Consider the following 23,179-nt stretch of genomic DNA (forward strand, 5'->3'; position numbering starts at 1 on the left):
GAACCTCTTTGCTCGGCTCCGATGGTCGAATCGAATGAAGTCAAAAAAAGACGAATGCTCCGATTGGAGAATTCGCCTTTAACTTTACCATAGGTTCATTTTAACGGACAACCGAGGCTTGGACGGTGCGAGATTAAGATTTTTTCAGAATGGCCGGCATCTTTCGGCAACAGGCGGCAGGACGCCGTTTAACCGCGGACACAATTTCGCCACTCGAATCATAACCAGTATGGTCGAGTAACACTTTGAACCACCGCTAGGATTCAATTCATATATTTTGCGGCTGGCCCGACGCTCCTCCTGCGTCATCGGAACCGGGATCGGCCGACGGCTGCGCCTGAGGAGATGCTGCGGAAGAACGATCCGTCGAGGGAGAGGGGGAGGCCGCAGCGGAGGGAGCCCCGGCAGAAAAATCCGGTGCGGATGCTCCACTGCCCAAGCTTCCAGATCCTCCGTCTCCTCCCGCTGCGGAGCTTCGCGGCATTCCGCTTCCCCCGGAAGCTCCGCTGCCCGCAGGAGGCATTCCGGACTCGCCGCCTCCACTGGCGGCGGGCGACCCGCTGCCCGCCTCCCAGGACGGGCTGGAGCCGTCGTTCGCGGCATCGCTTCCGCCCGCAGCCGGGGCCGTTCCGCCCTCGGCTTCGCCTCCCATGCTGCCGTTGCCGGCCCCGGCTGCCGGTATCCAGTCGCCGGAACCGACGGCCTCGTCCGCGCTCCCGCTGCCTGCTGCCGGCCCGTTCCCGCTGCCATCCGCTCCAGAGCCGATACCGGACGAATCACGATCGGCATGTCCGCTGTCCGGCCTATCTCCGCCGCCTTCATTCGATGTTCCGGACGGAACGGCCCCCTGGTCTTCGCCGGAGTTGTCCGCAGGCGGCGAATCCAGCGGCGCTGTCACAGGAGCCGATGCCCCTGCGGGCTTGTCCGCTCCCCAGAGCATGCCCCAGACGCCGGACATGGACAGAGGCTGCACCTGGACGGGGACATGGAATTGCTTGAGCAGCGTCTCGACATAGCTCGTCACGATGTATCCCGTCGTCCACAGCGTCAAAAAGCTGGCCAGCAGCGCGGTCGCTGCCGTCTTGCCCAGCCAGACCGCAATCTTTTTATAGTTCATTTATGATTCCTCCCTCGACAGAACGGCTATGTTCTACCAGTATGGGCATATTCGGGAGAGGGCATTCACTAGAGTGGAAGAGAACCGACCCGGTTTCACAACGGTCGGAGGTCCTTCCGTTGAGCAGTCAACAAAAAAACACGCAGCTCCGGCTTAGCCGGACAGCTGCGTGCTCGTCTTCCTATTCGTAAATCGGACGAACCGGATTCGTCTGCTCGCGGTTGCGGCCGACGGAGAAGATCGCGATCGGGATGCCGGTCAGCTCGGATACCCGCTCCACATAGCGGCGGGTGTTCTCCGGCAGGTCGGCCAGCGTCTTGGCCCCGCTGATATCCTCGGACCATCCCGGCAGCTCCTCGTAGACGGCTTCGCATTCCGCCAGCATCTTCAGGCTGGCCGGATAGTGCTCGATGACCTCGCCGCGGAACTTGTAGCCCGTGCAGATTTTCACCGTTTCCAGGCCCGTCATGACGTCGAGGGAGTTGAGGGACAGGCCCGTGATGCCGCTGACGCGGCGGGCATGGCGCACGACGACCGTATCGAACCAGCCGACACGGCGAGGGCGGCCCGTTACCGTGCCGTATTCATGGCCGGTCTCGCGGATCTGGTCGCCGATGGCGTCATGCAGCTCCGTCGGGAACGGACCGTCGCCGACGCGGGTCGTGTAGGCTTTGGCTACGCCGATGACCTGCTGGATTTTGGAAGGGCCGACGCCGGAGCCGATGCAGACGCCGCCGGCGGTCGGATTGGACGACGTGACGTACGGGTAGGTTCCTTGGTCGATATCGAGCATGACGCCTTGAGCGCCTTCGAACAGCACGCGCTTGCCGGAATCGATGGCATCGTTCAGAACGACCGACGTGTCCGTCACGTAAGGGCGAAGACGCTCCGCATGAGCGAGGTATTCCGGCAGGATGGCGTCTGCGTCGAGCGGCTCGCCGCCATACACCTGCTGGATGACCTGGTTCTTCTCTTCTACCATCCGGCGCAGCTTGCCTTCGAACTCCTCCGCATCCATCAGATCGGCGATGCGGATGCCGGCGCGGGCCGCCTTGTCCATGTAGCAGGGGCCGATGCCCTTGCGAGTCGTGCCGATTTTATTGTCGCCTTTGCGCTCTTCCTCAAGACCGTCCAGCACGAGATGGTACGGCATGATGACATGGGCGCGGTCGCTTATTTTCAGGTTGTCCGTCGAGAACCCGTTTTCATGGATATAATCGATTTCGTCAAGCAGCGCGGCTGGATTGATGACCATCCCGTTGCCGATGACGCAGGTCTTATTATGATTGAAGATGCCGGATGGAATCATCGTCAGCTTATACTTCTTGTTGTCGATCAGAATCGTGTGGCCGGCATTGTTTCCGCCTTGGTAACGGGCGACCACTTCCGCTCCGTCCGCCAGATAATCGGTAATTTTGCCTTTCCCTTCGTCTCCCCACTGCGTGCCGACAACAACAACTGTAGACATGATCATACCTCCGCTTTACTGCCTGAATTTACTGTCTTATGCTTCGCCGCGGAACATGCTCTCATGCAGGCGCTTTCGCACGTTACTACGTGCAAGCAGCTGGGCGGCGAAAAAAGCAGCAAACCCAGTGTACCAGCCCTGCCATGGGATGTCAACAAATAAGGCGAACGATACCATTGCAGTTTCGTTTAATGTTCGGATTTAGAGGGCATTCCTGCTTTGCCTCAAAGCATTTTGCATCACAGAGATGCCGGGGTCGGATCGACCCCGGCACAATTCCGAAGATCAGGTCAGATGCAGGCAGCGGGCTGAGCCATTTTCCGTATTGGACCATCTAGAATCTTTAATACGGCACAAAAACTCTACGGCTTCTTGCCCGATATGAAAAAAAATCCGGACCCCCATGCGTCCTGTGCAAGCAACGCCGGTTATCCGGAAGGTTTAATCACCTGATCGAACCCGCAAGCCTATGACGCTGGCTCGTGGGTTCGATCTAAGCTGACAAATTTATTGAAATTTTTCAAGAAAGCAAGCTCCACCGTACCGACCGGGCCGTTACGCTGCTTGGCGATGATGATCTCGATGATGTTCTTTTTCTCGGTTTCCTTGTCATAGTAATCATCCCGGTACAGGAACGCGACGATATCGGCATCCTGCTCGATCGATCCGGATTCCCGCAAGTCGCTCATCATCGGTCGCTTGTCCTGCCGCTGCTCGACGCCCCGGCTGAGCTGGGACAGGGCGATGACGGGAACCTCGAGCTCCCTCGCGATCTGCTTGAGCGTACGCGAGATCTCCGATACCTCCTGCTGGCGGTTCTCGCCGGACTTGCCGCGGCCCTGGATCAGCTGCAGGTAGTCGATCAGAATCATCCCGAGGTTGCGCTCCTTCTTGAGGCGGCGGCATTTGGCCCGGATATCGCTGACGGTGATGCCCGGCGTGTCGTCGATATAGATTTCCGCCTCGGACAGCGCTCCGATCGCCATCGTGAGCTTCTCCCAATCGTCGCCTTCGAGGAAGCCTGTCCGCATGCGGCCGGCGTCGACATTGGATTCTGCGCACACCATACGCTGGACGAGCTGGGCCGCGCTCATCTCGAGGCTGAAGATGGCGACCGTCTCACGCGAGCGAACCCCTACGTTCTGGGCGATATTCAGCGCGAAGGCCGTCTTGCCGACCGAAGGGCGCGCCGCTACGATAATAAGGTCGTTGCGCTGGAAGCCGCTCGTCATCTTGTCGAGATCGACAAAACCCGATGGAATACCGGTGGAACCGCCTTTGTTCGTATACAGAAACTCTACGCGTTCAAATACTTCCATCAGAACGTCGCGGATGGAGACGAAGCCGCTGCTGGAGCGCCGGTTGGCGATCTCCATGATGCGCGACTCCGCCTCGCTCAGCATGAGTCCGATATCGTCGGAAGCTCCATAGCCGTCGGAGACGATCGTAGTCGCCGTCCGGATCAGACGCCGCAGCATCGATTTTTCTTCGACGATCTGGGCGTAGTACTCCACGTTGGCGGCGGTCGGAACGACCGTGGCCAGCTTGGCCAAATAGCTGACGCCCCCGACCTCGTCGAGCTGCTGGCGGTCGCTGAGATACGCCGTCAGCGTGACGAGGTCGATCGGCTGGTTGTTCTCGCCCAGCTCGATCATCGCTTCGAACACGATCTGATGCTGGTTCAGGTAGAAGTCTTCGGGACGGATTTTCTCCATCGCCGTGATCAGAGCTTCCGCCTGCAGCAGGACGGCGCCAAGCACCGCCTGCTCGGCTTCCGTATTCTGCGGGGGAACCCGGTCAAACATCAATCCGTCCTGGCTCATCCCCGTAGTCCCTCCGTTCTCATTCTTCCGCCGCCTGCACCTTCAGCTTGCCCTTCACCTGAGGGTGCAGCTTGACGTCCAGATTGCTGAACCCGAGCGCGCGGATCGGCTCCTGGAGCTCGATCTTGCGCTTGTCGATCTTGATGCCTTCCTGCTTCTCCAGCGCTTCGGCGATCTGCTTCGTCGTGATGGCTCCGAACAGGCGGCCGCCTTCTCCGGCTTTGGTCCGTACAACGATCGTCAGCGTTTCGAGCTTCGCGGCCAGCGCCTCGGCATCCGCCTTCTCCTGGGCCTTGCGCTTGTCCTCCGAAGCCTTCTGCATCTCCAGGTTCTTGATGTTGCCTGCTTCAGCCGGCTTTACGAGCCCTTTCGGGAGCAGGAAATTGCGTACGTAGCCTTCCGACACTTCCTTGATTTCGCCGCGCTTGCCTTGGCCTTTTACGTCCTGCAGGAATATGACTTTCATTCGAACAACTCCTCTTCCTCATTCATTTGGCTCAGCACAGCCCTGAGCTTGGCTTCCACCTCGCGCACGGAACCGTCCATCTGGCAGGCGGCATTCGTGAGATGACCGCCGCCGCCCATCCGTTCCATGACGACCTGGACGTTCATCTGGCCGAGCGACCTCGCGCTGATGCCGACGAGTCCGTCCTGCCGCTCCGCGATGACGAAGGATGCATAGACGCCCGTCATGTTCAGCAGCGTATCGGCCGACTGCGCGATCAGCAGCTGGGAATAGCGCTGGCCCGGCTCCGTGACCGCCAGGGCGATGTGGTCATGCACGATTTCGGCATGCTTGATGATATCGGCTTTTTTCAAATACTCTTCCAAATCTTCCTTCAGCATCCGCTGCACCATCGACGTATCGGCGCCGTTGCGGCGCAGGAACGAGGCCGCCTCGAACGTGCGGGCGCCCGTGCGCAGCGCGAAGCTTTTCGTATCGACCGTGATGCCTGCGAGCAGAGACGTCGCTTCGCGGATGTCGAGCACGAGACGGTCGTGAATATACTGAAGCAGCTCCGTCACCAGCTCGCAGGCCGATGAAGCGTAAGGCTCCATGTAGATCAGCACCGCATTGGAGATGAACTCCTCTCCGCGGCGGTGATGGTCGACGACGACGATCCGGCCGGTCTGGCCGAGGATGCGCGGCTCCTTGAGCATCGACGCCTTGTGCGTATCCACGACGACGACCAGCGTCCGGGCATCGACGAGCCCGAGGCTCTGCTCCGGCGAGATGAAGCGGCGGTACAGGCGCTCGTCTTCCTTGAGCAGCTCCATCATCTTCTGGATGGACGGGTTGATGCCCTCCAGGACGATGAACGCTTCCTTGCCGAGATGCTGGGCTGCCTTGGCGACGCCGATCGCAGCGCCGATGGCATCCATATCCGGCATCTTATGGCCGACGATGACGACCTTCTCGCTCTCGCGGATCATGTCGCGCAGCGCATGGGCGATGACCCTTGCGCGCACGCGGGTCCGCTTCTCGACCGCGTTGGATTTGCCGCCGTAGAAGCTCTGCCGCTCTCCCACCTTCACGGCCGCCTGGTCGCCTCCGCGGCCAAGCGCCATGTCCAGGCTGATCTGAGCCCACTGGCCAAGCTCCGATATGCTCGAAGCACCCGCAGCGAAGCCGATGCTGAGCGTCATCGGAATCTTGAGATCGCCGGTCATCTCCCGAACCTCGTCCAGGATGATGAATTTGGACAGCTCCAGCTGCCTCAGCGCCTTCTGATCGGTGATGAGAAGGAAGCGATCGGAGTTGAGCCGCTTGATATACAGGTTCTCCTGCTGCGACCATTCCGTGATTTCCGTCGTGACACGGGACAGCAGCGTCGTCCGCTGCTGATCGTCCATCGACTGCGACACCTCGTCGAGGTTGTCGATGAACACGATACCGAGCGCGAGCTTCTCTTCTTCATAAGCCTTGGACAGCTGCCACATCTCCGTGATTTCACGGATGTACAGAAGCTTTTCGCCCGGCTTGAACAGCAGCTCGTAAATATCGGCGCCGACGGCGACCTCCATCTTGCCCGGCCTATCCTTGGCCTGGGCGAGCGCGGGGAACAGGTCGAGCAGCGGAACGCCGACAACCGAATCCCGGTCCATCATGTCCGCGACAAAAGGATTATGCCACTCTACGATACGATCCTCATTGAATAGAATGATGCCGAAAGGCAGCTCGTTGATGACTTCGCTGCCGACTTTTTTGACACGGTAGGACAAGGTGCCCAAATATTTCTTGAGATCCTTGCGGAAAGCTTTTTCCGCCAGGAACATATAAACGCCGCAGAGGATCGTGAGGACGAACGCGGCCGCGCCAAGCGGCCACTCGAACCAGAACAAGGCCGCCGACAACGCGATCATGAGGACGAGAGCCAGCACCATATGGGTCCCGTGCCAGCGCTTAAGAAGCAACTTCGGCATAGTACACGCCCCTGTTCAATGTTTCTGGAACGACTTGCGGATCGGGAAGGCCGCATCCAGCACTCCGATCAGGCTGAGCGGAGGGAAGATGAGCAGGATGATGCTGATGATGACCGGAACGGGCTTCGCCCAGCCCTTCTGATGCGCCAGGAAGAAGAAAAAGCCCATCGCCTGGACCGTGAAGGCCATGCGAAGCAGCGGAACCAGGTTCATCAGAGCGACCGACAGGAACGAGCTGTCCCCAGCCGGGATGAACATCTGCACGACCAGCGCTATCAGATAGTACGTGACGAGCACCCGGGGCAAGCGCCATTCATGGGCGGGCGGCATTCCGGGAACGGCCATGCCGAAGCCGGCCAGCGCCCTCCGGGACAAATACTGCGCGACAGCCGTTGCCGCGAACGCCATCAAGAGCAGCGCCTGAGGAATCGCCTGTACCGTCATCTTCACGACCATATCGGTATTCTCCGGCGTCCAAATATCCGACATCAAGCCTTGGCTCGCTATGTTGCCTAGCATATCCTGCATCCGGTCCTGCATCTCGCGGATCAGAGAGACGCCGAATACCGACTCGAACACGAGCAGCTCGACCAGCGCCAGCCCGAGTATCGTGAGCAGCACCGCCGTCATGGTCCTGCGGACGGGCTTGCCCTGCCGGTAATGATGGCCCATTACGATAGCGGGCACGAGGAAGAAGAGTCCGATAATGACAGAGGCGGGTCCGCTGCCCGGCACGAAAAAGGCGATCAGCAATACCGGCACGATATGAGCGGCGAACATTCCTCTGGACAAAGTGGCGTATAGAACCACGAACGGCACCATGATCAAGGCGACGGTCAGCCAGTTCAGCAGCGGCACTCCCATAGAGAGCAGCAGCAAGAGAGCAATAGCGCTCCACAGGATGGATTTCCCACCGAATTTCAAACCCGTTCACCTCTTGGATTAATAAAGGTCTATCAATGCGCCTCCCGCCAAAAAACGCAGGAAGCTGTACCTCTCATTATAACACAAATCCGCCCGGTGCAAGCTACGCCCGTACGGCTGGGATTGCCTGCCTCTCTCCTCCCGGGGGACTCTCCGCCGTTCCAGCCGTCATCCGACAGGCTCTCTGGACGGCCGCCAGGCGAGCTCCGGCCCGCCCGCGCTGCAGCGGCGGCTTGGATCCGCGCAAAAAATGCCCTGCCGCAAACGCGGCAGGGCATGCAGGAAGCTTGCTTCAGGATTTCTCCTGGAAGATGGACTTGGCGCAATAGTCGATGATGTCGCTGCGCCGGACGATGCCGATATAGCGCTGCATGTCGTCGACGACCGGCACGAAGTTCTGCACCTTGGCAAGCGAGATGAGATCCTCCATGTTGGCATCGATGCGGACCGGCTTGTTCCTCACCCGCATCGGCACCTCCGACAAGGTGACGCGGCTCGTCTGCTCGAAGCTGAGATTCTCGTTCTTCATGAACCAGAGAAGGTCGCCCTCCGTGACCGTGGCCGCATACGCGCCGTTCTTATCCAGGATCGGCACCGCCGTATAGCGATGGTATTCCATCTTCTCCAGCGTCTGCCGAAGCGTCGCTTCAAGCGTCAATGTAATCGTCTCTGCCTTGGGCAGAAGAAAAAAAGCAATATTCATTTCTCAGCTTCTCCTATCTTGGAGAAGGTCACTGGTTCTCGTCATCGGAAGAAGCCGTCGTGACCTCCGGTCCTTTGCCGGATTCGCTCTTGGCATCGTTGGTCGACCCCGAAGAGGCGTCCAGCGTTTCGCTGTCCTTCGATGCGGCGCCCGTCAGCTGCTCGATCGTCAAGGATTTGTTCATCCAGTCGGCGATCAGCTTCTTGCTCGCCTCGACGTCTTTCTCGTCGGCAAAGTAGTACCAGGCCCCATTCTCGCTAAGCTTATGCCCTTCGCCCTTGAGCGTATGGGTATAGATGGCGCGGTTGCCGCTCTGCAGCATCGCCTTGGCTTTGTCGATCATCTCCGATGGCGGAATGTCGGTCGCGAAGTTTTTGCCCATGATGCCGACGAATTCCGGAATGCGCGTCCATGAGGATACGCTGGAAGCCTCGTCCATGATGGATTCCACGAACGCCTGCTGGCGCTCGGTGCGGCTGATGTCGCCTCCGGCGTCTTCGCGGTAGCGGACGAAGTTGAGCGCGTCGGTGCCGTTGTACTTGCTCTGGCCGGCCTTGACGACGAACTTCTCATGATCGGCTTCCTTGTTGACGAGATCCTTCTCGACCGGCAGCGGAATGCCGCCCATCGCGTCGATCAGGTTGCGGAAGCCCTCGAAGTTGACCGCGGCATAATAATCGACCTGGTTGCCCAGCAGATTCTCCACCGTATCGACGGCCATTTTGGCTCCGCCGAATGCATAGGCATGCGTAATTTTGTCCTTCTTGTCCTTGCCGACGATCTCCGTGTAGGTGTCGCGCGGCATGGAGACCATCAGGATCGCTCCATCGGATGGACGAACGACCGTAAACATCATCGTGTCCGAGCGTCCTTGCTCGGCGCCGCGCGCATCCACTCCAAGGAGGAGGACGGAGTACGGGTCGGCTTTTTGGTATTTAACGGGATTGGCTGCGGGCGGCTTGCTGTCTACGGTCGGCTGGTACGAGCCCTCCAGCTGCTTCTCTACTTTTTTGGAAAGAAACATATCAAAGCCCCATAAGGCGAGAGTAGTCCGGTTGAAATAGCCTACGGTTCCCAGGACGAGAAGGACGGCCAGGACGGAAGCCGTCCATGTCCACGCCTTGCGGGCGCGAGATTTTTTGGGTTTCATGATTGAATTCCTTTCTGCTGAGGGTGCACGGCTCCATTCATTTTAGCCTAACTGTAGACGAGTAACCTTAAAGAATAGTTACAAATTGCTTAAAACTTGATCGCAAATAGCCCTGTATCCATCGCATACCCGCGCGCCAATGCACATAAACATGGCCTAATGACTGTATTTTATGGAAAAGGAGCCTGGACATGCACCCTTCTCCAAGAAGACCCGATCCGTCTTCCACCGGCCTCGATCCGCGTCTGGCCGCATTCCTCGGTTATCTCGGCAGCTTCGTCGGAGCCTTCCTGCTCCTTCTATTGGAAAAGAAGAGCCGGTATGTCCGCTTCCATGCCGTGCAATCCATCCTTTTCTCCGCAGCTTACCTATGCCTGAGCATGGTTTTCGCCCTCATCCCCGTCATCGGCTGGCTGCTTGGAGGCTTGCTCGCTCCGCTCGCCCTGCTGGTCTGGATCGGCCTCATGATCGTTTCCTTGCAGGGCAAGCAAGCCCGGCTGCCCGTGCTCGGGGACTGGGCCGAGATGATCAGCGGCGAGTTCTAGCCCAATCAGTTCAGGAACAGCGTGGCGTTGCAGTACCTTCTCGACAGGGAATGGAAATAGGCGGCTTGAACGGAGAACACGGCGATCAGCAGCAGATTGCCGAGCGCTTCGGCCTCCGCTTCATCCAAGCCGGACAAGCCGCTGATATAGCGGCTTGCCCCTTCCCTTGCCTTGGTCTCCAGGCTGCTCTCCATGCCGTTGCCGGCTGCGGTCTCCGAGGGAGCCGCATCAAGAATTTGATCTCCGTCGGCATCCAATTCTTCAAATAGAGCAGAATAAGCCTGGTAAAAGTCCACGGGGCTGAGAAGGCTTTTCTCTCCTCCGCAGCCGAACAGCCGGCCCAGAAGCTTGCGGATGGATTCAAAGTCCAGACTGGCCTTCAAGTCATCGATAATGAATAGAAGCGCCGCCTGTTCGAGCGAGTACTTCTTGCCGGCTTTGGGCGATTCAAAGTACCGCTTGAAGTCCCGCTTGACCCAGTTCTGCATGGCCGTGATGGAGAGGCCCGCATATGGAATCAGCTGGCCGAGAGCCGCAGCCTCCTGGAGGGACATTCCCTTGAGTCCCTGTCCCTTCATTAGCTTCTCCAGAACGGCCGGCCAATCCGTGGACAGGAACGCCGGCAGTGCCCTGCCCGAGCTTACTTGCTTGCGATGGCCCTTTTTCCAGGCCTGCTGGACGATCTGAATCGGGGTGAGTTCGCCCTTCCCGTCCAGAGACATGAGCAGCGCCGCCATTTCGCTGCGCTTAAGCAGAAATGATTCCACTGCCGCTTTCCTCCCTTCGGATTCGTTATCCGATCATATGAACCTATCATAAAGCCCGCAAATAGGCCTGTAAAGGCAAGCGCGGGCATGAAAAGAGCTTATTTCTGCGTGACAAAGACCGCTAATGAGCTTATACCGTCCGGCAAGGCCTTTTCAAACAGTTGAAGTGAGATCCTCAAGTTCGTTATACTGGTTCATAAGAACTTATTCTAAGATGAAAAGGATGTCGATGTACACGAATGGACAGTATAGGCTTAAATTTGGCTTTGGTGGCTTTGCTTATCTTTTTGACCGCCTTCTTTGTAGCAACGGAATTCGCCATTATCCGAATCCGCCCCAGCCGCGTCAACCAGCTGGTGCTTGAAGGCCGCAAAGGCGCCTTAGCCGTGCAGCGCGTTACCAGCAACCTGGACGGTTACCTGTCCGCCTGTCAGCTCGGTATCACCATTACCGCCCTCGGTCTTGGCTGGCTCGGCGAACCTACTGTAGAGGAGCTGCTGCATCCGCTATTCACTCGATTCGAACTGAATGAGAGAGTGAGTAGTCTACTGTCCTTCCTGATCGCTTTTGTCATCGTGACCTATCTTCACGTGGTCGTCGGCGAGCTGGCCCCTAAATCCTGGGCGATCCAAAAAGCCGAATTCATCAGCTTTCTCGTTGCCAAGCCAATCATCCTGTTCCATAAAGTGCTCTACCCGTTCATCTGGGTGCTGAACGGCTCCGCCAACGGCCTGATCCGCCTGTTCGGCCTGCATCCCGCCAAGGAGCATGAGGATGCCCACTCCGAAGAGGAAATTCAGATCATCCTGAGCGAAAGCCTCCAGAGCGGCAAGATCAACACGACCGAATACGGCTATGTCAGCCGGATCTTCGCTTTCGATGAGATGGTCGCCAGAGAGATCATGGTGCCGCGCACCGATATGGTCTGCCTGTTCACGAACCATACCCGCGAAGAGAACCTGGCTGTCATCCAGCGTGAACAATATACCCGATTCCCTGTCGCTACCGAGAGCAAGGACAACATCGTCGGCATGATCAACACGAAGCAGCTCTTCCTGACTTACCAGGAAGACAAGGAATTCAAGATGAAGGATCTCATTCATCCCGTCCTGTCGGTGCCGGAGAGCATCCCGGTCAAGCAGCTTCTGCAGCGCATGCAGCGCGACCGCGTCCATATCGCCATTCTTGTGGATGAGTACGGCGGCACATCCGGCCTCATCACGATCGAGGACATTCTGGAGGAGATCGTCGGCGAGATCCGCGATGAGTTCGATGAAGACGAGCGCCGCGAGATCGAGAAGCTTGAGGAGAACTGCTACCTGCTGGACGGCAAGGTTTCCCTCGATGAGCTTGGCCATATGGTCGGACACGACTTCAACGACGAAGACACCGATACGATCGGAGGCTGGCTCTACGCCCGCATCCCTTCGCCGAAGCCCGGATTCCGGTACGAATTCGACAACATGACCTTCATCATTCGCGAAGCGACCAAGAACCGGATCCGCAAGGTCGAGATGATCATACGCGATTCGGCCGATGAATTCGAAGATACTCCTGAGCTTCACGATCAGGAAGACTGATCCCGCTTCAGCCCTGCTCTTATGAGCGGGGCTTTTTTTTGCATGCCGAAGCGGCTGTCCAGGCAAACTAAAAACAGCCCCTCCGGAAATCCGGAAGAGCTGTTGTCGCAACGGCTTAGTTGTCCGTCGTATATGGCAGCAGTGCAACTTGACGCGAACGCTTGATAGCGGTCGTCAGGGCGCGCTGGTATTTCGCGCTGGTGCCCGTTACACGGCGTGGCAGAATTTTGCCGCGCTCGCTGATGAATTTCTTGAGCAGATCCGTGTCCTTGTAATCAATGTGCTTGATTTTGTTCACGGTGAAGTAGCAGACTTTACGGCGCTTGTTACGGCCGCCTTTGCGGAATTTGCGTTCTGGACGCTCGCCGCCGTCTTCTCTTTGCTTGAATCCCATGGTTTATCCGTCCTTTCTAGTTAGAACGGGAGTATTGAAGAACGCATACTGTGTAATTCCCCAATACTCCTTGTTCTAATTGAGTTTTTATTGGTTACACACCGTCCCTGTGTAAACCGTGAATTCACTTTTCTAAAATTACCACAAATACGTCTAGAAATCAAATGTTTAAATCGGACCTCGTTCCGACTCGATAATTGTACTTAAACAACCTCCTCGGTATATATACTAATGGTGGGGTACAGTCCCCTCCTTGCACTTAGAGCAAATAGGCTGCCACGATTGGTTGTTCTGGTAGTCTATTTGTCTCTCCAGAACTAAACATGCAGAATTTAAACTTTTCCAGACGAGAGATGCATATGTAAATTTTTGTACTAAGCCCTCGTTGTCCCTGTTATTTTTCTTACTCTAAGGATTTAGCTGTTTATGATTATTCGCTTCGTCATTACTGCCAATTTCAACATAATATACGCTAACGTTCCGTAGACGGTTTCCTGTTCTTCATCCTCTCCCTCGGTGATACTTTATTTCGGAGCGAAACCATGCAGCAACAGCAGCTCATATGTCGCAAGGATGCCATTAGAGTCGCCGTATCGCGTCTCGTAGTGCTGGAACATGTCGTGAAAAAGGCGGCGTAGGCCGATTCGGCCGGAAGGGGAGGCTACCGAGGCGCTGGCGCCGATCGCTTTTATCGCATGGAGAAAATCGCGCACCGTCGGGTACCGTTCGATGCGGACGTTTTGGCGGCGCCGCGGGTTCATAAACCCGGCTGCGGCCAGCATTGCGTTCCACTCCTTAGCTGTATGCAGCGGCAGGCCGTGGCGCTGCGGCTTCAAGCCCTGCGCACGGTAAGCGAGCTCGAATGCGGTATGCAGCTCTCGAAACGTCTCCAGGCATTACAGGTGAGCGTTACTCCTAGTTCTTTACACAAATCGTCATAAATCTGTTCTGTAGGATGCTCCTCTATGAAATGTCTTGTAAGAAATTCATACCATACCTGGTGCGTTAACCCGCGAGCTATAACAGCGAGGCAAGCAGATTGCTCCGTGAGTTCCCGCGCTACGCCGGCGCTGTACAAAACTTCGCACACCTTGTAATTGAGGCGATTGCTTCTTAAAATCATAATTCGCCGAACATACCACAGCCGTTTCCTCATCGACGACCATCACCTTTGCGTGCAGCATCCCTTTTTCGTACATGTAAATCTGTACCCGGCTTCCGTAGTAGGTACGGCTCCTATCTTAGAAGCCGGGCACATGCTTTATCCACGAGGCTTTGCTACGAGCGACGCAAGAAAAGAGAAAATGATCGCTGCTGAAACGCCGGCGCTCGTTAACTCAAAAATCCCGATGATGATGCCGATCCATCCATCCTGCTGCAGCTCCTGAAGCGCACCATGAACCAGAGAGTTTCCAAAACTGGTGATCGGGACGGTCGCGACGGCGCCCGCAGCTGAAAAAGACATCTTATCTTATATGAGAGATAATCAGGAAAGGAGGGATTGGGGCAATGACTGTAGCTACTCAGGTCAAAACTTGCCTGGCTTCGCTGAAAAGCACCCAGGGAAGAACCGCAATTCAAGGGCTTCTAGTCCATCCATGAACAAAACCGGAAGCAGATCCCGGCTAGGGCAGCAAATGATCCGCAGCTGTACCGCCGATGTACTGCTGCCGATCCGCAAGGCAGACTAAATGAAGAATGGTGTCGGATACACTGCCTTCCGCTGCCGCCTTCGTATCCTCCCGCTCTTCAGCCCCGCAAACCTTGCATACGCTGATCACGATTACTGCTCCTCGCGAAATTTTGCAGTTGCCATGCCTGTATCCCTCCCAAATCTTGCGCAGCTTGCTTGTCAGGTCGCCTCCCAAGCCAAGGCGCGCTGGTTGGCTCGGGAGGCTGAAGGCGCTAGGCAAGGCAGGGGTGCAAGTCTCGTTCGGCATGTTGCTGAACCTTTTGCGCGGCATTTGGGACTTATTTGCAAAGAAAATCGGCTGAATGGTTTTGGGGTATACGCATCGTCAAGTGAAAAAACGACCGCCTTCTTTTTAAAGCGATCGTTTTTTCACTTGCTGTTCTATTGATACTGCCGTGGCTGCAAATTCTGATTCTGCCAGCTCTGAGCCATTGGCCAGCCCGCATTCTGCACGCCGGCTTGTTGTTGCGCTGTTTGTTGAAGCTGAGAACAAATTTGCATCGCCTGCTGCATCTGCTGTATGGCAGTTTGATGTCCTTGCAGAACAGATTGAATGGTTTGAACCGCTTGACGTTCTTTCTGGGCCAGCTGATCCAGTTGGGCGGCGTTTTGCTGCTCCTGTTGCAACATTTGTTGATACATGTTGCTCGATTGCTGGGTTTGCTGGATCAACTGTTGAATAATCTGCGCGCATTGGCTTGCTTGCTGTGAAAGGTTTTGTTGATACACGATTTTTGACCTCCTTCAATATGGTAGGACTTCATCCCCCAAAGCTTATTATGTGCAAGCGCCCATTTTTCATGTAACGCCTATATTGTGATCTCACAATTCATTTTAATGAAACTGCACATCAATTTGCCGTTGGGTATCGGCTTTTAATTTCGGCATGCGAACTTCAAGGACACCGTTGCGGTACGTGGCTGTCGTTCCTTCCGTTTGAACGCGTGATGGCAAAGACACCGACCGTTGGAACCGTCCGACAAACCGTTCTTTGCGATGTATTTGTTCCTGCTTCACTTCATTCGCTTGCTTTATGGTCCCACTAATTGTAAGCATGTTTTCATCCACATCGATATGAAGGTCTTCTTTTTTATCCAAACCAGGGATTTCACAAGAAGCAATCACTTCATGTTCAGTCTCAAATACATCAATACGAGGGGTAGCAAATCCCAGACGCGCGCCTATTTCAGGAAAACCTTCGTTAAAAATTTTTTCCAAATCCCTTCTCCATAGATCGGTATTGCGAAACGAATCCCAAGGAATGAGCGGCATGTAAGTTCCTCCATTGTCACATTATCTTTTTTTCAGCTTTATTTTGTACTCTTCGGAAAATATTATTCTTTGCTACCCTGCATAGTTGAATTGGAATATGCCTTTGGTCAGAAACTCCCGGCAATAGCCCCCGAAAAAAATTTTTGAGGGTTTGTTGTGTAGCCATTGGCATTTACAGCAATGTTACCGACAATTTTAAGTTGTTCCCGTAAATGTCGGTAATTGAACGATAACATTTGTGCCGACCTCCGAGCTTTCGAAATTCAAAGAGCCCCCCATTTTTGCGATCATAGCATGACTGAAACTAAGCCCAAATCCGATAGCGTCCGGTTTACTTGTAATAAACGGTAGGATGATTCGGGACTGCAGATCTTTTGGAATTCCTGCTCCTTGATCGCGAACAATGATGTGGATATGATTATCCGTAATGTTTATTCGGAGCGTTAAGACAGAACCTGGGGGACTTGCATCTAATGCGTTGTCAATGATTTCTTGCAGCGCCGCTCGCAGCAGCTTGGGGTCTCCTAACACAAAGCCGTTTCGCTCCGGATATTCCAAAGCGAAACGCACTTTTTTGTCTAGTGCTTGGATTTGTATACCGGGAACCCATTCCTGCATGAACGAAATGACGGAAACAGGAACAAATTTCAATTCGGAAGGCTTTCCAAAGAGCAAAAACCGCTGCAACGCTTTGTCGATCGTCTGAATTTGCTCATCGAGCAGCTTAAAGTATCCTGTCATTTTCTGATGAGGCAGAGATGCCGCAAATTGCAAAACGGAAACATGATCCTTCGAACTTTTTTCCAGAAGTTGAAGCGTCCCTTTGATTACCGCTAAAGGATTTAAAATGATATTGGCTGTGCCCGCCGCCATATGCCCAATCGTTTCCCTTCTTTCTTTCTCACATTGAATTTGCACGTACTGTTGAAAATCTTGGATATCGGCCATTAGAACAAAACATTCCCCTTTTAACTGAGGGTATACATAGGCGATCATGGATCGCACTTTGCCATCTAACTTCTCTTGTACGAGTACTCCCGGGTAATTCTTTTTATCCTGCAATACTTGCCCCACGATCGCTTGTATTGCCGAGTGTGCAGGGAATTCTTCTTCGGGGGTTACTGAGTACCATGTGTTCATGGTTGTATTTAACCATAAAATTCTGGCTTCTGAATCAACGACAGCCAGTCCAATATCCATTTGATCGGAATTCATAAGGAACTCTACGATTTGCTTCATCTCTATTAACGTCCTCCATTTGCTTCCTCCATTAACTCCCTTCCCTGCCACTTATCATATGCAAACTGCAGTAAACAAGCGAGCGAATTTCTCGTCACGAAGTGGATGGGTTATGAATAAAATTAAACCCACTTTCAAAGAAGTTATTAAATTCGTTGTTACAGAGCGACGGGAAACGATACGGTGAAAGTTGTACCTTCACCAACCTCGCTTGCAACCTCAATATTCGCATTGTGATACTCTGCAATCTGATAACAAATGGATAGCCCGAGACCCGTTCCTGTCTCTTTCTGCGTAAAAAAGGGTTGTCCGATCTTTTGCAACAATTCTTGCGGAATTCCAACCCCGTTATCCCTTATGCTTACTTTAACCCATTCATCGCATCGCATTTGTTCGATCCAGACAGTTCCCCCTTCAGGCATCGCTTCAATGGCATTCTTAATCAAATTAATAAATAACTGTTTGATTTTATTTCCATCGCACCGGATCTGCACGGATTCCTTGGTTGGATGAAAGTGAATTTCAACATTATGTAAAGTGGCCTGCGCCTGAAGCAGCACGACGATATCCTGAATCAGCTCGGAAAGATCATGCCGCGTCATGTTCATCTCTTGCGGTTTGGCTAAGGCCAGCAGTTCATTTAGAATAAGTTCGATACGAGTTAATTCATCCTTCATAATATCGTAGTACTTACTTCCATTTTCGTTGCCGGCGCTTAACAATTGCAGAAATCCTTTCAGCGCGGTAAGCGGGTTTCGAATTTCATGCGCAATTCCCGCGGCCATTTGACCCGCTATGGATAATTTGTCTGCCTGATGAGCAGATTGCTTGGCTGCATCAAATTCGGTAATATCGTGCATGACACAAATGCCGCCCACAATTTTATTGTGAACAATGATCGGCTTCCCATGACAGAGAACGAGGCGATGCTCGCCATTCGACTTTTTAACGACCATTTCCAGATCGCGGAAACTTTCGCCCCGATACGCCCGATAAAGCGGGACGCGTTCCTTGCTCAACAGCGTTTTTCCATCCGATTCATACCATCCGTATGTAGAACTCCAGTGTTCGGGAGAAAGAGGTATCTGTACGAATTCGTGCAATTGTCTTGCGGCTCTATTCATGCTTGTCAATATCCCATTTTCATCACAAATCACAACGCCGACATCCATCATTTCGACAATACCACTCATGACACGTTCTTGAGTAGCCAGGACGTCTTCCAGCGTCTTTCGGCTCGTGATATCTCGAAAAACCTTAACTATTTCACGAACATTGCCCGAATCGTACCGTAGCGTGTTGCTTACGACCTCCACCCAAACAAAGGAGCCGTCTCTTCGACGTAATCGCAAAATGTTGACATAACCGTCTTCATTCATCCACTCTTGCGAGTTGTCCAATTTTTCTATATCGGGAGGATAGAACAGTTCCCAGACAGGTCTTCCTATCAATTCCGTCGCATCATAACCCAGCAATGGTTTGCACGCCGGCGATATGTAGTAGATAATGCCATTGATATTCAGTGTAGCAATCATTTCCCCCGTGTGGTCCGCTAACAAACGATACTTTTTCTCGCTGTGCTTCAGGGCCTTTTCCATACTGGATTGCAGGGTAATATCCCTTGCGATGCAATGCAGCCCTACGAGTTCATTCTGAATGAAATTCGGGATATGCAATACGCTGAATTTTAATATTTGGCCGTCTTTCGCTTCAATTGAAGTTTCCATTTCAAACCGGGCATTGGTATACGTTTCCGTCACGTGCTCCAGACTTTTCCAAATGATGTCTCCAAGTGTTCTTTCCAATTCGTATAAGTCATAGCCCAATAATTTCGTGCAGGCGCGGTTCACATAGCTGATACTTCCATCCAACATGACGTCGTAAACAAGATCGGAATGATTGTCAGCAAGCATTCTGAATTTATCCGCGTATTCCTCGTTCAATTCAACAAGCCTTTTGCGATACGTGATCTCCTGAATCTGGATCAAGAATATCCTTTCCGGATATTCCTCCACTTCGATGATCGATAGGGTTGTCGTTCCCCATTTGTGTCTGCCGTCAAGACAAATATAACGGTTTTCCATTTCGACATAATCGGAATTACCGCCTAACAAGTCATTGATGGATCCGTTATATAATGGAACGTCTTCCGTATAAATGATATCATGTATTCTCATTCGCAGCAGTTCTTGTTCTGTATAGCCCAGCATGTTGCATAGCGAGCGATTGACCATTTCCACTTCCCCGCCGAGCCGAACCATAGCTTTTCCGACAAGTGTATAATGAAATGCGTGGTGGGCGACAGGATGCGAAAGCAAATCTGAAATATCCATTGTGCAAGTAACCTCCGACTGTGCAATAAGCGTATAGTTGCATACGTAACGTTCTTCTGTTAAGAACCTATGTATGTACTCTATTATATAGGTCATTTGTAACAGTTGGAACAAGATTCCGAGACCAACTTAACTTGGAGTCCCCGAACGCTAGCCATGGAAACGGAACCGACTTGTGATCTGCGAAAGAGCCGCTTCACCACGCACTTCATCATCCGAATTCTTACGAAAATAAGACGGAGGCCGGCAAAGTTGCCAGCCTCTATGATCAAGTATACACAAGTAATCACACCTTCAATTGATTCGTTATTCAGTGTTCACGATCTCATATCCCGGAAGGACAGGAAAGTATGTCCATTTGCTCTCGGTTTCGACTCCGTTCGTCCTGGATCAATTGACATAACGTACTCGCCAATATACGTCCAGCCGTTCTTGGCGCGACCAATCCCGGTAAACTTGGTGCCAACAAGGCCTTGATTCCACGTTTTTCGGCAAAACGAAAATCAGTCCCACCAGGTTTGGAAGCCAAATCAATAATGATAGCGTGATGCGGAATACGGGTTAAAACACGAGAACTAAGAATATGCGCCGGAACTGTGTTAAAAATAATATCCACATTTACGCCTTCATCGTACAAATCTTTCGTATTAAACGGCTCAATCCCCATCTCCCAGGCACGTGCAAACTCCTCCGGTTTCTGCACACCCGCTTTGACGCGTGCCCCCAGGCGGTGAAGCATACCGGCTAACGTAAGACCGATTCTCCCCAAGCCCAGCACCATACAACGCGAACCATGTATGGTAATGTCCGTATGTTGAATGGCCATCATTAAGGCGCCTTCCGCAGTGGGAATGGAATTGAAGATGGCAACATCGTCCCTGCTGAATAATTCAATCAGATCGATCCCCAGTTCCGCGCAAAGGTTCTTCAAGTAGGACTTGGCTATGCCAGTATAGACTTTTGCGTGTTTCGGCAAGGAAGACATATATTCCTTGTTCAGCAATAGCGTTTCAGCTGAAAATGAAGATTCTACTCTGCCATGGTCGTCTGTACCGACAACCGGTAATATCAATATGTCCGCTTTGCGAAGAACCTCCTTCGTAAGCTTGGAATAATGGACTTCATGAAGTTGTTCGTGCAAATCTTCAAAACCGATTACCGCAACATTTGCATCCAGGTCAGTGAATGACCGAATGATTTCAAGATGCCGGGCATCGCCTCCAAGGAAGACAATATGCAGACCCGTTAACAAAAAATCCCCCTACTTTCCTTAAGAATGGACTCAACAATTACCTGCCCCCGCTTACCATCTTTAAAAGCGCATCTGCTCCTTTCATTCCAGGGCGAATTCCGCGTAATTCCGCCTCTGTAGTAACCATATCGAGTGGGGCATCCAGCAATTGCTCTATGGTTCGCACCCCGGTTGCGCGTCCTGCGACAATGCGGCGATCGTTTAATTTCTCATTTAACAAACGGATATCCAGCGCGCCGCACATGATATATCCGTGATCGGTTGTGATGGCAAGAAGTGTTGTTTTGGGCAGGGCGACCTCGATACTTATAACCTGATGACCTTCCACTTCAATCGGTTTCATCATGATCATCTATGATGCAGCTCCTTTTTTTCTACACTATATGCCGGGCGTGATATTTGCACCATAGACGGTAGCCCAAATCCGATATTACTTGTCTTCGTTGGAAGCCTTCTCCCCTTTCGCCAGTGGAAACTGGACTTCGATTCAATTCCATGTAACTTTTGAGATTTATAACAAAGGAGACAACAAACGCGCCGCTTGATCAAGCATGCGCTCGGAAGAAGTACGATGTATATGATCTTCCAAACGATATGGAGTAGCCTCGGCGAGATCCCGTTCGAATTGTTCCGTAAGCTCCCGGGCCACATCGGAATGATACATCACTGCACACACTTCGTAGTTTAAACGGTAACTACGGAGATCGTAGTTGGACGAACCCACTTCGGCAATCTCGCCATCGATAATCATGACTTTCGCGTGCAATACCCCTTTGTTGTACTGAAACACATCGATCCCTGCTTCCACGAGTTCGCCATAATACGTACGGCTTGCAGCTCCTGCAACTTTAGGAATCACTTGGCGCGGCACCAGTAATCGCACTCGAACGCCACGCGCCGCGGCTGTTTTGATGGCCATCATGATATCCGCATCTGGTATAAAATAAGGGTTGGTCACGTCGATGGTTCGGGTCGCCTGCGTCAGGCAGATGAAATGCATTTCCCGAATGACCGGAGTAGGCAGCCCGGGATTGCCTTCGAATATCTGTATATAGACGTTATGCGAATCCTTGGACGGGGAAGCTTTTCCCATGAGGGTGCCTTCCATCGTTCCCAGCTCCGATCCCCATTCCCATCCGTATCCGGATCGTTCTGTTTTGCCGGATAGAAATGGATGAATGGCTTTATCGTCTGAAAGTTGGGCCGATTCAGGGATAAATTTTGCCTTTCTCGTTGAATGGAGCATGTCCGGTGACGCCATTTTCCAGTGAGCCTCAAAAACGGCTTTCACATCATCCGCTGTTTCGCCGGTTAACCGCATATGAGTGTCGCGCCAAAAACCGACATCCGGCTTCATTCCAGTATACTCGTCCCCAACGTTGATTCCTCCCATGAAGGCTTCCTTTCCGTCGACGATGACGATCTTGCAATGATCCCGGTATGTCAAGTTGGATAGTACCCAGGGGATTCGCAAGGGAAAGATGGTCCTGCATTCAATGCCTGCTTCCATCATCCGGCGAACCGCATGTTTGGGAAACGACCGGCTTCCCCAGCCATCCCTTATAAAACGAATGTTCACACCGGATAAAGCCCGGTCAATCAGCACATCTGTGATACGTTTACCGATATGGTCATTCCGGTATATGTAATATTCCAGATCGATTGACTTTTGTGCGGCCTGAATTGATTGAAGGAGTTTTCCGTAGGTTTCCATCCCGTTCGTGAGGATTTGGACGGAACCGGTTCGAAGGCCACTGACAGACAAAGGTTGCAAAGCCCGAGCGATAACAAAAGCGGAGTCACCACATGCTGTAGGCAACGCTATTGGGTTATTGTGCGAAGAAACGAGCTTGTCCCGCCGCATTTGCACAGGATTCGTGACGAACAGGTAACAAACGAATCCGATAATCGGTAATACAAGTCCGACTGATATCCAAGTCAACGCTTTGGCGGGGCGGCGCACCTCCCGAACCGCAATGATGATCAATAGTGCCGTATTTACTAGCCATAATCCTGCTATCCATGCCAAGAAAATCAGCCTCCCAATCCAGTCATCTACGAGGGAATAAAGGGGCAGCCATGCCGAGAAGAGATCGGCATGGCCCTTTATTAGAAACCTTTATACTGCGGTTCTTCCTGTTCAATTTGTTGTAACCGTGGAGTGACCTGGTCAATGATGTTTTGTGTCTGTTGCGCTGCATTTGTGAAAGTGGTTTTGGCCTGTTGGTTTTGTGTGTTTAACGCAAACTGTTCAAAGCTGGCCTGCGCGCTTTTTAATGAAGCTACAGCTGTTTTCACTTGAGAAGCTACCGTCACGTTGATCACCTCCTGAAATGGCATCCATATGTAATATGTCAACCTGTCAGAAAATTAATGAATGGTAAAATTTGATGATTGGCTATTGTCAGGGGTTAGAGTCTTCCTGAAAAGACTTACCGCAATCTATGCCCTTCTTGGCAATGCTTGAAGCCAGCAGGTACAGCCCTACATAGATT

The 23,179-nt window shown here is 53.0% G+C and carries 22 protein-coding genes and 2 pseudogenes; 2 read left to right on the plus strand and 22 right to left on the minus strand.

Annotated elements, in window-relative coordinates; all coding sequences use genetic code 11:
• Positions 1 to 268: 268 nt before the first annotated feature.
• From PHU01S_RS20325 to PHU01S_RS20360, 8 genes are all read right to left on the minus strand, one after another.
• Complete coding sequence (locus PHU01S_RS20325; protein ID WP_127509608.1) at positions 269 to 1,117, minus strand: hypothetical protein; 849 nt, start codon at positions 1,115 to 1,117, stop codon at positions 269 to 271.
• Between the two features lie 181 nt (positions 1,118 to 1,298).
• Positions 1,299 to 2,585 (minus strand): adenylosuccinate synthase, encoded by a 1,287-nt coding sequence (locus tag PHU01S_RS20330; protein WP_048744288.1) that lies wholly within the window; start codon positions 2,583 to 2,585, stop codon positions 1,299 to 1,301.
• Between the two features lie 467 nt (positions 2,586 to 3,052).
• The gene (dnaB, locus tag PHU01S_RS20335) at positions 3,053 to 4,408 is read right to left on the minus strand and encodes a replicative DNA helicase (protein WP_049868604.1); all 1,356 of its coding nucleotides are present in this window, start codon (positions 4,406 to 4,408) and stop codon (positions 3,053 to 3,055) included.
• 19 nt (positions 4,409 to 4,427) lie between these two features.
• Positions 4,428 to 4,874 carry a 50S ribosomal protein L9 gene (gene rplI, locus PHU01S_RS20340; RefSeq protein WP_048744292.1) on the minus strand — a complete coding sequence of 149 codons (447 nt, stop codon included), beginning with the start codon at positions 4,872 to 4,874 and terminating at the stop codon, positions 4,428 to 4,430.
• A complete protein-coding gene (locus PHU01S_RS20345) occupies positions 4,871 to 6,832 on the minus strand; it encodes a DHH family phosphoesterase (RefSeq protein WP_076357186.1) in 1,962 nt (653 codons plus the stop codon). The genes rplI and PHU01S_RS20345 overlap by 4 nt, the downstream gene beginning before the upstream one ends.
• A 15-nt stretch (positions 6,833 to 6,847) precedes the next feature.
• Positions 6,848 to 7,756 (minus strand): DUF2232 domain-containing protein, encoded by a 909-nt coding sequence (locus PHU01S_RS20350; RefSeq protein WP_076357184.1) that lies wholly within the window; start codon positions 7,754 to 7,756, stop codon positions 6,848 to 6,850.
• A gap of 292 nt (positions 7,757 to 8,048) precedes the next feature.
• On the minus strand, positions 8,049 to 8,459 hold the full coding sequence (locus PHU01S_RS20355) for a CBS domain-containing protein (RefSeq protein WP_076357182.1): 411 nt from the start codon (positions 8,457 to 8,459) through the stop codon (positions 8,049 to 8,051).
• Positions 8,460 to 8,487: 28 nt separating this feature from the next.
• Positions 8,488 to 9,609: an LCP family protein gene (locus PHU01S_RS20360; RefSeq protein ID WP_076357180.1), complete on the minus strand. Its 1,122-nt coding sequence runs from the start codon at positions 9,607 to 9,609 to the stop codon at positions 8,488 to 8,490.
• A 191-nt stretch (positions 9,610 to 9,800) separates the two neighbouring features.
• On the opposite strand from PHU01S_RS20360, the gene PHU01S_RS20365 reads away from it, so the two are divergent.
• Entirely contained in the window at positions 9,801 to 10,154 is a 354-nt protein-coding gene (locus PHU01S_RS20365; protein ID WP_076357178.1) for a DUF4870 domain-containing protein, read from the plus strand.
• Positions 10,155 to 10,159: 5 nt separating this feature from the next.
• Here PHU01S_RS20365 and PHU01S_RS20370 read toward each other — a convergent pair whose 3' ends face one another.
• Positions 10,160 to 10,921, minus strand: coding sequence for a DUF1836 domain-containing protein (locus PHU01S_RS20370; RefSeq protein WP_076357176.1), 762 nt, complete (start codon positions 10,919 to 10,921; stop codon positions 10,160 to 10,162).
• Positions 10,922 to 11,160: 239 nt separating this feature from the next.
• Here PHU01S_RS20370 and PHU01S_RS20375 point away from each other — a divergent pair, with 239 nt between their 5' ends.
• The gene (locus PHU01S_RS20375; protein WP_076357174.1) at positions 11,161 to 12,501 is read left to right on the plus strand and encodes a hemolysin family protein; all 1,341 of its coding nucleotides are present in this window, start codon (positions 11,161 to 11,163) and stop codon (positions 12,499 to 12,501) included.
• 115 nt (positions 12,502 to 12,616) lie between these two features.
• Here the strand turns inward: PHU01S_RS20375 and rpsR are convergent, their stop codons facing one another.
• The 13 genes and pseudogenes from rpsR to PHU01S_RS20435 form a co-directional block, all read right to left on the minus strand.
• On the minus strand, positions 12,617 to 12,895 hold the full coding sequence (gene rpsR / locus PHU01S_RS20380) for a 30S ribosomal protein S18 (RefSeq protein WP_076357172.1): 279 nt from the start codon (positions 12,893 to 12,895) through the stop codon (positions 12,617 to 12,619).
• Positions 12,896 to 13,419: 524 nt separating this feature from the next.
• Positions 13,420 to 13,731 (minus strand): hypothetical protein, encoded by a 312-nt coding sequence (locus tag PHU01S_RS20385; protein ID WP_127600892.1) that lies wholly within the window; start codon positions 13,729 to 13,731, stop codon positions 13,420 to 13,422.
• Between the two features lie 203 nt (positions 13,732 to 13,934).
• A pseudogene (locus PHU01S_RS26730) lies at positions 13,935 to 14,130 on the minus strand (phospholipase D-like domain-containing protein); the annotation flags it as partial.
• Between the two features lie 26 nt (positions 14,131 to 14,156).
• Positions 14,157 to 14,345: pseudogene (locus PHU01S_RS20395) on the minus strand (SpoVA/SpoVAEb family sporulation membrane protein); the annotation flags it as partial.
• A gap of 175 nt (positions 14,346 to 14,520) precedes the next feature.
• On the minus strand, positions 14,521 to 14,676 hold the full coding sequence (locus tag PHU01S_RS25925; RefSeq protein WP_159067864.1) for a hypothetical protein: 156 nt from the start codon (positions 14,674 to 14,676) through the stop codon (positions 14,521 to 14,523).
• A 293-nt stretch (positions 14,677 to 14,969) separates the two neighbouring features.
• Positions 14,970 to 15,317 (minus strand): hypothetical protein, encoded by a 348-nt coding sequence (locus tag PHU01S_RS20400; RefSeq protein ID WP_023559073.1) that lies wholly within the window; start codon positions 15,315 to 15,317, stop codon positions 14,970 to 14,972.
• 105 nt (positions 15,318 to 15,422) lie between these two features.
• Positions 15,423 to 15,860 carry an Hsp20/alpha crystallin family protein gene (locus tag PHU01S_RS20405; RefSeq protein WP_054943631.1) on the minus strand — a complete coding sequence of 146 codons (438 nt, stop codon included), beginning with the start codon at positions 15,858 to 15,860 and terminating at the stop codon, positions 15,423 to 15,425.
• Between the two features lie 195 nt (positions 15,861 to 16,055).
• The gene (locus PHU01S_RS20410; RefSeq protein ID WP_107338603.1) at positions 16,056 to 17,099 is read right to left on the minus strand and encodes an ATP-binding protein; all 1,044 of its coding nucleotides are present in this window, start codon (positions 17,097 to 17,099) and stop codon (positions 16,056 to 16,058) included.
• Positions 17,100 to 17,257: 158 nt separating this feature from the next.
• Entirely contained in the window at positions 17,258 to 19,432 is a 2,175-nt protein-coding gene (locus PHU01S_RS20415) for a PAS domain-containing protein (RefSeq protein WP_107338602.1), read from the minus strand.
• A gap of 325 nt (positions 19,433 to 19,757) precedes the next feature.
• Entirely contained in the window at positions 19,758 to 20,684 is a 927-nt protein-coding gene (gene dpsA / locus PHU01S_RS20420) for a dipicolinate synthase subunit DpsA (RefSeq protein WP_054943629.1), read from the minus strand.
• A gap of 37 nt (positions 20,685 to 20,721) precedes the next feature.
• On the minus strand, positions 20,722 to 21,036 hold the full coding sequence (locus PHU01S_RS20425) for a YunC family protein (protein ID WP_023559069.1): 315 nt from the start codon (positions 21,034 to 21,036) through the stop codon (positions 20,722 to 20,724).
• 159 nt (positions 21,037 to 21,195) lie between these two features.
• Positions 21,196 to 22,713 carry a phospholipase D-like domain-containing protein gene (locus PHU01S_RS20430; RefSeq protein WP_127509612.1) on the minus strand — a complete coding sequence of 506 codons (1,518 nt, stop codon included), beginning with the start codon at positions 22,711 to 22,713 and terminating at the stop codon, positions 21,196 to 21,198.
• Between the two features lie 80 nt (positions 22,714 to 22,793).
• Positions 22,794 to 23,000, minus strand: a complete 207-nt coding sequence (locus PHU01S_RS20435; protein ID WP_029197844.1) for a DUF1657 domain-containing protein — start codon at positions 22,998 to 23,000, stop codon at positions 22,794 to 22,796.
• Positions 23,001 to 23,179 lie beyond the last annotated feature (179 nt).

Origin of the sequence: Paenibacillus humicus NBRC 102415, assembly GCF_004000905.1 — a bacterium.
GTDB classification, from domain to species: domain Bacteria; phylum Bacillota; class Bacilli; order Paenibacillales; family Paenibacillaceae; genus Paenibacillus_O; species Paenibacillus_O humicus.